This is a genomic window from Sulfitobacter sp. HI0040, assembly GCF_001634885.1.
Taxonomy (GTDB): Bacteria; Pseudomonadota; Alphaproteobacteria; order Rhodobacterales; family Rhodobacteraceae; genus Sulfitobacter.
This window is the reverse complement of the sequence record NZ_LWEX01000401.1, coordinates 1-12,147: the sequence shown is the minus strand read 5'-3', so window position 1 is coordinate 12,147 and position 12,147 is coordinate 1. Positions and strand designations below refer to the sequence as shown.

The following is a 12,147-nucleotide window of genomic DNA, read 5'->3' as shown; positions in this document are numbered from 1 at the left end:
CGATCAATGGAACTCAACAGCGCATTCGTGAGGGACCAGTTCCCCGCCTTCGCCGAGCCATCCCTGCAGGGGCAGGCCTTTTTCGAGAACGCGGGCGGGTCTTTCACCTGTCGTCAGGTCATCGACCGGCTCACCCGGTTCTACACGCAGCGCAAGGTGCAGCCCTATGCCCCCTACGAGGCGAGCCGCCTTGCGGGCGAAGAGATGGACGAGGCGCGCAGGCGGCTGGCGGCCATGCTGGGCGTGAAGACGCATGAGCTTTCCTTCGGGCCTTCCACCACCCAGAATACCTATGTGCTGGCGCAGGCCTTTGCGCAGAAGATGCGGCCCGGGGATGCGATCGTCGTGACGAACCAGGATCATGAGGCCAATACCGGCCCGTGGCGGCGGCTGGCGGACCGTGGTTTCGAGGTGCGGGAGTGGAAGATCGACCCCGACAGCGGGCACCTGGACCCCGAGGATCTGAAGCCCCTGCTGGACGACAAGGTGCGGCTGGTCTGCTTCCCGCATTGTTCGAACGTGGTGGCAGAGATCAACCCGGTGACGGAGATCGTGAAAATCGCGCATGACGCAGGCGCCTATGCCTGCGTCGACGGTGTTTCCTACGCGCCGCACGGATTTGCCGACGTGGGCGCCATGGGGGCGGACGTATACCTCTTTTCCGCTTACAAGACCTATGGTCCGCATCAGGGGATCATGGCGATCCGTGAAGGGCTTGGCGCGTGGTTGCCCAATCAGGGGCATGTCTTCAACGGAGACACGCTTTACAAACGGTTCACCCCGGCGGGGCCGGACCACGCGCAGGTCGCGGCCTGTGCCGGTATGGCCGATTACGTTGACGCCCTGTATCGCCATCATGGTGGGGAAGCGGACGCGGACGACAGGACCCGAGCCGCGAAGGTGCATGACCTCATGAGGGATCATGAAATCAAACTGTTGCAGCCCCTTCTTGATGCGGTAAGCGAACGGAATTCGCTGCGTCTGCTGGGGCCTTCGCGCGCCGAAGGGCGTGCGCCGACGGTGGCCCTGGCCCTCAACAGCGGCGGAGAGGAAGCCGCCGCGCGGCTGGCGGAACACGGGATCATGACGGGCGGGGGCGACTTTTACGCCGGTCGCGCCCTTCAGGCGATGGGCGTGGACCCGGCGCAGGGGGTGCTGCGGCTGAGCTTCACCCACTACACGACAAAGGATGAAATAGACAGCCTGATCAATGCGCTGGACCGTGTTCTTTAAGCGTGGGTCGCTGTGCCTTCGACCGCGCTGAAACTACTTGCGGCCCTGACGCGTGGCTTGCCCTGTTGACGGCGGTGGCTTTGCGCTAGTTTGCCACTCAATCGACAGGCGAGGGTGAATGTCCGACCAAACTCCGATACTTGTGTGGTTCCGGCGCGATCTGCGGCTGAGCGATCATGCCGCCTTGACCGCCGCCTGCGATACGGGGCGGCCGGTCATTCCGGTCTTCATCCTCGACGATCTGACGCAATCGCTGGGCGTCGCGCCGCTGTGGCGGCTTGGCCTCGGCCTTTCCTGCCTGTCGGAAAGCCTCACGCAGGAAGGCTCCCGGCTGATCCTGCGCCGCAACGACAGCGCCTTGGAGGCGATTCTTCAACTGATGGAAGAGACGGGTGCCGGCGCGGTCTACTGGAGCCGGCTTTACGATCCCGACAGCGTGGCCCGGGATGCGAGGATCAAGGAGACGCTGAAGGAGAAGGGCGCGGAGGCGCGCAGCTTTGGCGGGCATCTGATGTTCGAACCCTGGAGCGTGGAGACCAAGCAGGGCGGTTTCTACAAGGTTTACACACCCTTCTGGAACGCGGTGAAGCAGCGCCCGGTGGAGGAACCGCGCCCGCGCCCGAAGACGCTGAACCCGCCCCCAGACTGGCCGCGCAGCGATGCGCTGGAAGACTGGCGCATGGATGCGGGCATGAACCGCGGCAGCGACATACTGCGGCCCTTCGTCCGGTTGGGAGAGAAAAGCGCCCAGGCGCGTCTGGGGTATTTCATCAGCGACATCATCGACGACTACAAGCAGACCCGGGATATGCCCGCCGAAGACGGCACCTCGCAATTGTCGGAGAACCTGAGCCTGGGTGAAATCAGCCCCCATCAGTGCTGGCATGCCGGTCAGCGGGCAATGGAGGAAGGCAAGCGCGGGGCGGAGACTTTCCTGAAGGAACTGGTCTGGCGCGAGTTTGCCTATCACCTGATGCATCACACACCGCGGCTGCTGACGGATGCCTGGCGCGAGGAATGGACCGCCTTTCCCTGGAAACAGGACGGGGAAGCGGAAGAGGTCACGGCGTGGAAGCGGGGTCGCACTGGGATCCGCTTCGTGGATGCGGCCATGCGCGAGATGTATGTGACGGGGCGGATGCACAACCGCGCGCGGATGATCGTGGCCAGCTATTTGACCAAGCATCTGCTGACGGACTGGCGCATCGGGCAGAAATGGTTCGAAGATTGCCTGATCGACTGGGATCCGGCGAACAATGCGCTTGGCTGGCAATGGACAGCCGGATCGGGGCCCGATGCCTCCCCCTTCTTTCGGGTGTTCAACCCCGAAACACAGCTTGAAAAGTTCGATCCGGACCGCGCCTATGTCTCGCGCTGGATTGCCGAAGGGCGCGCAAAGCCCCATGAGGACGCGCTGGCCTATTTCGACGCGATTCCGCGCAGCTGGGGCATGGCGCCGTCCGACCCTTATCCGGATCCCGTCGTGGAGCTTTCGGAAGGGCGGGCGCGGGCGCTCGAAATCTATGAAGGCCGGGACTTTTAAATTGTTTATCCGGGGCACGCGGGTAGTATCGCTGCGCCTCATCGAAAAATCAAAATGACGCCAACGGGAGCGCACATGATCTTCACCACCACGGACGGGCAGGACAACCTGCCGCGCTATTTTCCGCAGGTCTTTGCCAAGTCGAAAGACCTGCAAAACGGGCGGGTGGATTTCGTTCTGCGCGACGGGCGCGTGTTTCGCGCCGAAGGGGCCCGGCCCGGCCCGGTGGCGGAATTGCGCATCCACAACGACGATCTGTTTGCCCGGCTGATCCGCGAAGGTGATCTGGGCTTCTGCGATGCCTATCTGGACGAATGGTGGTCCACGCCGGATCTGCAGGCGTTCATGGATCTCGTTCATGCGGGCAACGAAGAGATCTACGACGGTTTTCCCGGCATGGGATTGGTGCGCACTTTCGAACGGTTCCGCTTCTGGTTGCAGCGCAACCACAAGGCACAGGCCCGCAAGAACATCAGCTACCATTACGATCTGGGCAATGATTTCTATGGGCTGTGGCTCGACGATACGATGACCTATTCCAGCGCGCTTTTCGATGAAGGCGCACAGCTTTCGCTGGAGGCGGCGCAGACCGCCAAATATGCCTCCATGGTGGATCAGATGGGTGCGCAGCCCGGCGATCACGTGCTGGAGATCGGCTGCGGCTGGGGCGGTTTCGCGGAATATGCCGCGAAGGAGCGCGGGCTGAAGGTAACGGCGCTCACGATCAGCGAAGAGCAGATCAAATACGCGCGCAACCGTATTGAAAAGGCAGGATTATCCGGACAGGTCGATTTCAAGCTGCAGGATTACCGCGACGAGCGTGGCAGCTATGACGGCATCGCCAGCATCGAGATGTTCGAAGCCGTGGGAGAGAAATACTGGCCCGCCTATTTCGACACGCTGCGCGAGCGGCTGAAACCCGGCAAGGCGGCGACGCTGCAGATCATCACCGTGCAGGACCGCCGCTGGCAGGTCTACAAGCGCGGTGTGGATTTCATCCAAAAATACATCTTTCCGGGCGGCATGTTGCCCAGCCCCTCGGCGCTTCGCTCACAGGTGACGCGCGCGGGCCTTGTGGTCGACCGGTCGATCGAATTCGGCAAGAGCTATGACATCACCCTGCGGCGCTGGCATGAAACCTTCAATGACCGCTGGGACCAGATCGCGGCCTTGGGCTTCGATGACCGTTTCCGCCGGATGTGGAATTTTTACCTCACTTCCTGTGCTGCGACATTTGACAGTGGAAACTGCGATGTGACGCAGATTACGGTAAGGCGGCCCGTCTGAGGGCTGCTACCGAAGGATCTGCCCCATGCCTACAGCCGCTCGTCTGGTCGCAGCGCTCTGTCTGGCGGTGCTGGCTTACGTGGTTTCCGGGATGGTCATGCCGCTCATGCCGGAGAATACCGATTTCGGGTATTTCATTCCCATCAACATCGGTCTCGGCCTTCTCGTCGGTTGGGTCGCCATGGGCAAACGCGCGGGCCGGGGGACCACGGCGGCGATCAACAATGGTCTGACGGGGGTGTTTCTGCTGATGCTCTGGGGGATCGGCGTTCAGGCCACGAACGAAATGGTGCGACTTGCCATGCGCAACCGTTACGACGGCCCCCTCGAAGCGCTGACCGCGATATTCGAGATCGGCGCGGAATATGCGCTGATCATCGCAACCGTACCGATCGGGGTGGTGCTTCTGATCGGGGCGGTGGTAAGCGGGCTCCTGACCGAATTCGCAGGAAACCGCTGGCGCTGATCACATGGCAAATCTCTTTTTCTACGGCACGCTGCGTCATTTGCCGCTGCTTGAAATCGTGTTGGGGCGGGGCCGGGAAACGCTTGACCTGACCCCGACGGCCCTGCCGGATCACGAGGTACGCGGGGTGGCCGAAGGCCCGTTTCCCACCATCGCGCCCCAGGCCGGTGCCCGGGCCCCCGGCGTGCTGCTGCGCGATCTGTCGCCCGAGGATATCGCGCGGCTCGATTTCTACGAAGGCAGCTTTGCCTATGATCTGGCGGTCGTGACACTCGAAAACGGATCGGAGGCGCAAGTCTATTTTCCGCAACCCGGTCTCTGGACGGCGGAGGAGCCTTGGTCGCTGGAGGATTGGGAGCGGGACTGGGGTGCGCTCAGCTGTCACGCCGCGCGCGAAGTCATGTCCTACATGGGCCACAAGGACCGCGAGACCGTCGCGCGCATGTTCCCGATGATCCGCGCACGCGCGGCGGCCAAGGTGAATGGTGCGCGTTCGAAACACGGCGCAAACACGCTGAAGGGCAGGGTGGATGTGGCGCGGGTCGACCGGGTCTATGCGAATTTCTTCGCGCTGGAGGAATGGCATCTGAGCCATGAAACCTTCGCCGGGGGCATGTCCGCCCCGGTGGAGCGGGCGGTTTTCATCGGAACGGATGCCGCGCTCGTCCTGCCCTACGATCCGGTGCGGGACAGGGTCCTGCTGGTCGAACAGATGCGCATGGGCCCGCTTGCCCGGCATGATCGTGCCGTCTGGCAATTGGAGCCGGTCGCGGGTCGTATCGACCCCGGAGAGACCGCAGAGGGGGCCGCGCGCCGCGAAGCGATGGAGGAGGCGGGCCTTGAACTGGGCCGGCTGGAACCCGTGGCAGAGGTCTATGCATCCCCAGGGTCGGCGACCGATTTTTTCCATATTTTCGTAGGTTTGGCGGATCTTCCTGATGCGGCGACCGGGGTTTCCGGTCTCGATGCCGAGCATGAGGATATCCGCTCCCATCTTCTGGATTTCGACGCGCTGATGGCGCTTTGCGACCGGCAGGAGGCCGCCAACGGCCCGCTGGTTATCGCCGCCTATTGGCTTGCACGGCACCGCGCACGCTTGAGGTCGGCGGGGGGGAACGCTACATCGGGATGAAATAACACTGGGGGCTGTCATGCACGTCGCGAAGGATCTGGCCGAGGCCATAGGAAACACGCCACTGATCAAACTGCGCAGAGCAAGCGAGGAGACAGGCTGCGAAATTCTGGGCAAGGCGGAATTCATGAACCCCGGCCAGTCGGTCAAGGACCGCGCGGCGCTCTATATCATTCAGGATGCGCTGGCGCGGGGTGAGTTGAAGCCGGGTGGCACCATCGTCGAAGGCACCGCCGGCAATACCGGGATCGGCCTTGCGCTTGTCGGGGCCTCCATGGGGTTCAAGACCGTCATCGTCATTCCCGAAACGCAGAGCCAGGAAAAGAAGGACATGCTGCGCCTTGCCGGGGCGGAACTCGTTCAGGTGCCTGCAGCGCCCTACCGCAACCCCAACAACTTCGTGCGCTATTCAGAACGGCTGGCCAAGGAGCTGGCCCAGACCACGAAAGAAGGCGTGATCTGGGCCAATCAATTCGACAACACCGCAAACCGGCAGGCCCATGTGGAAACCACCGGCCCCGAGATCTGGGAGCAGACCGGCGGCAAGGTCGATGGATTCTGCTGCGCCGTGGGCTCGGGCGGCACACTCGCCGGGGTGGCGATGGCCCTGCAGCCCAAGGGCGTGAAAATCGCGCTGGCCGATCCGGACGGGGCGGCGTTGCACAGCTATTACACCACCGGTGAGCTAGAGGCCGAAGGCGGCTCCATCGCCGAAGGCATCGGACAGGTCCGCATCACCAAGAACCTCGAAGGGTTCCGCCCGGATTACAGCTACAACATCCCCGATGAGGAGGCGTTGCCCATCGTTTTCGACCTGCTGGAGCATGAGGGCCTTTGCCTTGGCGCCTCTTCGGGCGTGAACGTGGCCGGTGCCATCCGCCTCGCGAAGGACCTTGGCCCCGGCCATACCATCGTGACAGTCCTGTGCGATTTCGGCACGCGTTACCAGTCGAAGCTTTTCAACCCCGATTTCCTGCGGGAAAAGGGATTGCCCACGCCTGACTGGCTGGACCGCGCCCCTGCCTCCATACCCGGCGTCTTCGAAGACGTATGAGACATATCATGACCCGTCTGATCGCGGCCCTTGGGCTGATCGTGGTGCTATGCACGGCGCCTGCGCTGGCGCAGGAGGTGCCGGGCGTCGATGAGGATCGTTGGGATACGCTTTCCAAACGCGCCGCCACCATGGTGGAGAACGAAACCGCCGAAGACCCCGCGCTGGAAGCCATGCGCAAGCGGCTTACCGAATATCGGGCGGAGTTCGAGGCCGCGAGCGGGCTGAACGCGAACCGCATCAAGATCCTGCGCGACCAGATCGCGGCGCTCGGCACCCCGGCGGAAGGGGAGCAGACCGATGCCGAACCGCCTGACGTGGCCTCCAAACGCGCGGAGCTGACCGCCGAACTGAACACGCTTCTCGCCCCGGTCCAGACGGCGGAGGCTGCCTTTCTGGAAGCCAACGGCCTGATCGAGCAGATCGATGCCATCCTGCGGGAAAGGCAGGCGGCGCGCTTGCTGCAACTGGGGCCATCGCCGTTCAATCCCATGCTCTGGGACGATGCGCTGGTTCATCTGCAGCGCGGGCTGCAGCTCATCTGGCAGACCGAGACACCGGCCACCGACCGCGCGGCAGACGATCTTCGCCAGAAGCTGCCGCTCATCTTCTTTGCCGCATTGCTGGGCCTCGTTCTGATCCTGCGGGGCCAAGTCTGGGCCACGATGATCGTGGGCCGCCTGCGCCGGAAGGGCGCGCGGGGCCTGGGCATCTGGCGCTTCGTGGTGTCGCTGCTGCGCATCCTGCTGCCCTATATCGGCATCGTAGCGCTGGCGCTTGCGGCTGATATGACCGGCTATTTCGGCCCCCGCGGCAGCGATCTGCTGGCGCTAATCCCTACCGTGGGCGCGCTGATGCTCGGGTTCCGCTGGGTGTCGGAGCGGGTCTTTTCCCGCGATGATGACGAGGCGCTGCTGCTGGTCGATCAGGGATCCCGGCAAAAGGGGCGCTTCTACGTCGGTGCGATCACTGCCGCCATCGTGATCGACGTGGTCCTGCGCACCGTGATGGAGTTTGCCACCAGTGACGAAGGCGCGCTGGCTGTCGTCACCTACCCGGTCACGCTGATCATCGCGTTTTCCCTGTTCCAGATTGGCCGTATTCTGCGCCACTACGCCGATCCCGCTCCTGCCGATACACCGGACGATACGCCGCGCGTGTCGACCTTCAGCCGGGTGGTGAACGGTCTGGGCCTCGGTGCCGTAGTCGTTGCCATCGCCGCGCCAGTGCTGAAGGCCATCGGGTACTTCAACGCCGGAGAGGCGATATTGCAGCCCTATGTGCTGACACTGGTACTGCTCGGGCTCGTGATGGCGTTGCAGCGGTTCAGCGCCGATGTCTATGGCGCGCTGACCGGGCAGGGGGCGGAGGCGCGGGACGCGCTGATGCCGGTGCTCTTCGGCATGTTGCTGCTGATGCTCGTCGCCCCGCTGCTGGCGCTGGCATGGGGGGCCCGGGTGAGCGACCTCGCGGAGCTTTGGGGGCAGTTCAGCCGGGGCTTCGCGATCGGCGAAACCCGTATTTCGCCCACCGATTTCCTCACCTTCGCGGTGATCTTCGCCCTCGGCTACATCCTGACCCGCGTGATCCAGAGCGCGCTGCGCAGCAATGTGCTGCCCAAGACCAAGATGGACATCGGCGGGCAGAACGCCATTGTTTCGGGTCTTGGCTACTTCGGTATCTTCCTTGCGGCGGTGCTGGCGATCACCGGGGCGGGGATCGACCTTTCCTCGCTCGCCATCGTCGCCGGTGCGCTTTCGGTGGGGATCGGTTTCGGCCTGCAGAACATCGTCAGCAACTTTGTCTCGGGTATCATCCTGCTGATCGAGCGGCCGATCTCCGAAGGAGACTGGATCGAGGTGGGCGGCCAGATGGGCTATGTCCGCGATATCTCGGTACGCTCCACCCGGATCGAGACCTTCGATCGCACGGACGTCATCGTGCCCAACGCCGATCTGGTCAGCGGAACGGTCACGAACTTCACCCGGGGCAACACCGTTGGCCGGGTCATCGTGCCCGTGGGGGTGGCCTATGGCACCGATACCCGCAAGGTGGATCGCATCCTGCGCGAGATCGCCGAAGCGCATCCCATGGTGCTCATGAATCCGCCGCCCACCGTTCTGCTGGTCAACTTCGGCGCGGACTCGCTGGAATTCGAGATTCGCGCGATCCTGCGGGATGTGAACTGGACGATGCCGGTCAAGAATGACCTCAACCATTCCATCGCCGAACGCTTCGTCGCCGAGGGGATCGAGATTCCCTTCGCGCAGCGTGACCTCTGGCTGCGCAACCCCGAGGTGCTGCAGGACGCCCTGCGCGCGCGTCAGGTCAGCGGGGAGGCCGCTGCAGATGCGCCATCCGCCCCCATCGCGGATGACGACAAGGCATGACCCGGCCCCTGTTCCGCGAAGACGCCTATCGGCGTGAGGCGCCCGCGCGCGTGGTCTCCCACACGCCCGAGGGGGGCATCGTGCTGGACGCGAGCCTCTTTTACCCGACGGGCGGGGGGCAGCCGGGCGACAGCGGGCGTCTCGACTGGGACAACTGCCGCCTGCCCATCGCGACCACGCTGCGCGGCCCGGGGGAGGACATCGTTCTGGTGCCCTCTGAGCCGGTGCCCATGCCCCCCGTGGGGGCCCATGTGGTGCAGACGCTGGACTGGGATCGCAGGCACCGGATGATGCGGGTGCATACCGCGCTGCATCTGCTCTCCGTGGTGCTGCCCTTCGGCGTGACGGGCGGCCAGATTTCCGGCACCTACGGGCGGCTCGATTTCGATATGCCGGGACCCCCTGAGGATGTGGCGGCGATCGAGGCGATGCTGAACGATCATGTCTCTGCGGACATGCGGGTGAACGAGGATTGGATCACCGCGGCGGATCTGGAAGCACGGCCCGAGCTGGTCAAGACCATGGCCGTCAAACCGCCCCGTGGACAGGACGCCATCCGCCTTGTCCGCATCGGCGAAGGCAACTCCCCCGTGGACCTTCAACCCTGCGGCGGAACCCATGTGGCGCGCACCGGTGAAATCGGTTCCTTGCGCCTGGGGCGCATCGAAAACCGGGGCCGGATGAACCGACGTGTATATCTGCATCTGGATGCCTGATTACCGCTTGCGCTCGGGTGCGGCCTCACGCTAAACCGCCCCCCAACGGAGCGGTGGCCGAGTGGTCGAAGGCGCACGCCTGGAAAGTGTGTAGGCGGGAGACCGTCTCCAGGGTTCGAATCCCTGTCGCTCCGCCAGAAACTTTTCCTGTATATTTCCGACCCGGCCCCGGTCGACCCATACCCTTGTTGCCGCGACAAAAGCGACCGGCGAGGCCCCAGGCCCCGCCGAAAATTGCCATTGCCGGGGGTTATTCGCCCGCGCGCTCGGCGTTCACTTCAAGGTCTTCGAACATCACGTGCCAGAAGGGCAGTTCCTTGCCCTCGGGCAGGTTGAACCCGGTCTTGACCGGCTTGTTCTCCAACCCGCCGCCATCAGCAGGGACTACAGGCGGAACCATGATGTGGAAATACCGCTTGCTGGGATCGACGTTCTCATCGAAGACCAGATCGTAGTTCTCCGTCCGTGCGTATTCCGTCAGCATGCCGTGCATCGGGCGGGGGCTGTCGATGACCTCACCGTTCTTCATGATTTCACCCATACCCCAGAAACCGACTTCGGCGAACAACGTTGGGAAGAGCGGCGTGCCCACCCTGGTAAAACCGTGCAGCATGTGGTTCGTCACGACACCACCGAAGGTGGGGTGCTGGCCACCCACGGACTCGAGCTTTTCGCAGCATTGAACCGAATAGGTATTGCCTTCGTCGTCCTCCCAGCTTGCAACCATCTGGACGCGGTCCTCACTGCTTGCGGCGTCGGTGGCGGTGACGTCGGTCGCATCCAGTTGCAGCCGGGCATTCTTGAAGGTTTGGTGTTTGTCACCGAAGGGGGTCGGTTCCTTCGTGGCGGAAAATGCGCCGTCCTTTTCGGCGCGCATCCCTAGCGGAAGGCCTTCGATCATGGGAAAGCCACCGGTCGCGAGGGGGTGTTCCGGCGTGCCGAAGACGACCTCGTCCAACTCACGGGGGGCGGGGAGCGCTGCATGTGCGGTGCCACCCTCCTGCGAAACGCTGGTAAGGATCGGGCCGCCAAGGAGCTTGATGGGGGCCTGCACGTCGCGGTGCGCCTCGAGGTATCCGCGCGCCGGGCTCATCGCGCCGGGGTCCTCATTCTGCTGCGCAGACAAGGTAGTCGCGCCGAGAAGGGCCGCCGCACCGGCGGCGGTCGCGCGGAGGATCGGTAGGAAATCGGATTGCATACTGGTTCTCCCTTTAACTGGTTAAATATTTGGCAACGATACGGGCCAACGCGAGCACCTTGGCGCTGTTCCTTCACGTTTGAGACAGTGGATCTGATTGGGCGAACGGAACTTAGGCCCCTGCGGAGTGGCGGGCCAAATTCGCGCCGTCCTGCGCGGGTCGCCAAAAGGTTCGCCGCGCCGCCCTTAATCCTCGGCGATGCTGACCTCTGTGCCCCAGTCACGGCAGGACTGCACGAGTTCCCGCGGGAGGGGGCTGTCGGTGAAGAAGACATCCACATCCGCGAGCGAGGCGATGCGCGCCGGGGCGGTGCGGGCGAACTTCGTGTGGTCTGAGACAAGGAACGTCTTGCGGGACTGGCGCAGGATCGTCTGGCTGACCGTGACTTCCTGAATGTCGAAATCGAGCAGGTCGCCTTCCGTATCCAGGGCCGAACAGCCGATGATCGCGATGTCGAACTTGAATTTGCGGATGGTTTCCGCGGCCAGCGTTCCAATGAGGCCGCCGTCGGAACGGCGCAGCTGCCCCCCCGTCACGACGATCTCGCATGAGGGGTTGGCCACGAGGATATTGGCGACATTCATGTTGTTGGTGACGACGAGCAGGTTCTCGTGGTGCAGCAATTCCTGCGCCACGGCCTCGGTCGAAGTGCCGATGTTGAGAAAGAGCGATATGCCGTTGGGCACACGGGCAGCACAGGCGCGGGCGATGGATTGCTTCGCGGCGAGGTTGAGCGAGCGCCGCTCCTCATAGCCGATATTGGTGGTGCCCGAGGTTAGCACGGCGCCGCCATGCACCCGTTCGAGGCGCCCCGCCTCGGCGAGGTCGGTGAGGTCCCGGCGGATGGTCTGCAACGTCACGCCGAAATGCGTGGCGAGCCCCTCGACGGTGACCTTGCCTTCGCGGCGGGCGATTTCGAGGATTTCGGGGTGGCGAAAGGTTTGCGACATCGGCGGTGGGTCATCCTGTTTCATGTGTCCCGACGGACGACGTCCCTAGCATCGGCAGGAGGTGGGAAAATGCAACCCGTCCCACTGCCCAACGATCCCTTGACAAGAATCGCCACTTGGGTTTCTAGTCCAAAAACGAATAAAAACGAAAAACATTTGTTTTCCCTACTTCGCTGG

Annotated in this window: 10 protein-coding genes and 1 tRNA gene; 9 read left to right on the top strand and 2 right to left on the bottom strand. The window is 63.5% G+C overall.

Annotated features, from left to right (window positions below; genetic code table 11):
* Nucleotides 1-6 precede the first annotated feature (6 nt).
* The 9 genes from A3728_RS16385 to A3728_RS16345 all read left to right on the top strand — a co-directional run bounded on the left by A3728_RS16385 (nt 7) and on the right by A3728_RS16345 (nt 9,958).
* Nucleotides 7-1,233: an aminotransferase class V-fold PLP-dependent enzyme gene (locus A3728_RS16385; protein WP_067925983.1), complete on the top strand. Its 1,227-nt coding sequence runs from the start codon at nt 7-9 to the stop codon at nt 1,231-1,233.
* Nucleotides 1,234-1,351: 118 nt separating this feature from the next.
* Nucleotides 1,352-2,776 (top strand): cryptochrome/photolyase family protein, encoded by a 1,425-nt coding sequence (locus A3728_RS16380; RefSeq protein WP_067925981.1) that lies wholly within the window; start codon nt 1,352-1,354, stop codon nt 2,774-2,776.
* A gap of 75 nt (nt 2,777-2,851) precedes the next feature.
* Nucleotides 2,852-4,063, top strand: a complete 1,212-nt coding sequence (locus A3728_RS16375) for an SAM-dependent methyltransferase (protein WP_067925979.1) — start codon at nt 2,852-2,854, stop codon at nt 4,061-4,063.
* 25 nt (nt 4,064-4,088) lie between these two features.
* A complete protein-coding gene (locus A3728_RS16370; RefSeq protein ID WP_067925976.1) occupies nt 4,089-4,529 on the top strand; it encodes a TrgA family protein in 441 nt (146 codons plus the stop codon).
* Between the two features lie 4 nt (nt 4,530-4,533).
* Complete coding sequence (locus tag A3728_RS16365; protein ID WP_067925973.1) at nt 4,534-5,661, top strand: NUDIX domain-containing protein; 1,128 nt, start codon at nt 4,534-4,536, stop codon at nt 5,659-5,661.
* Nucleotides 5,662-5,680: 19 nt separating this feature from the next.
* Nucleotides 5,681-6,715, top strand: a complete 1,035-nt coding sequence (locus A3728_RS16360) for a cysteine synthase A (RefSeq protein ID WP_067925970.1) — start codon at nt 5,681-5,683, stop codon at nt 6,713-6,715.
* Nucleotides 6,716-6,723: 8 nt separating this feature from the next.
* Nucleotides 6,724-9,105: a DUF3772 domain-containing protein gene (locus A3728_RS16355; RefSeq protein WP_067925968.1), complete on the top strand. Its 2,382-nt coding sequence runs from the start codon at nt 6,724-6,726 to the stop codon at nt 9,103-9,105.
* On the top strand, nt 9,102-9,821 hold the full coding sequence (locus A3728_RS16350; protein WP_067925966.1) for an alanyl-tRNA editing protein: 720 nt from the start codon (nt 9,102-9,104) through the stop codon (nt 9,819-9,821). The genes A3728_RS16355 and A3728_RS16350 overlap by 4 nt, the downstream gene beginning before the upstream one ends.
* A gap of 47 nt (nt 9,822-9,868) precedes the next feature.
* Nucleotides 9,869-9,958: transfer RNA gene (locus A3728_RS16345), tRNA-Ser, on the top strand.
* Between the two features lie 113 nt (nt 9,959-10,071).
* Here A3728_RS16345 and A3728_RS16340 read toward each other — a convergent pair.
* Together A3728_RS16340 and A3728_RS16335 are read right to left on the bottom strand one after the other, a co-directional pair.
* Nucleotides 10,072-11,019, bottom strand: coding sequence for a hypothetical protein (locus tag A3728_RS16340; RefSeq protein ID WP_067925964.1), 948 nt, complete (start codon nt 11,017-11,019; stop codon nt 10,072-10,074).
* Nucleotides 11,020-11,205: 186 nt separating this feature from the next.
* Nucleotides 11,206-11,970, bottom strand: a complete 765-nt coding sequence (locus tag A3728_RS16335) for a DeoR/GlpR family DNA-binding transcription regulator (protein ID WP_067925961.1) — start codon at nt 11,968-11,970, stop codon at nt 11,206-11,208.
* Between the last annotated feature and the right edge of the window lie 177 nt (nt 11,971-12,147).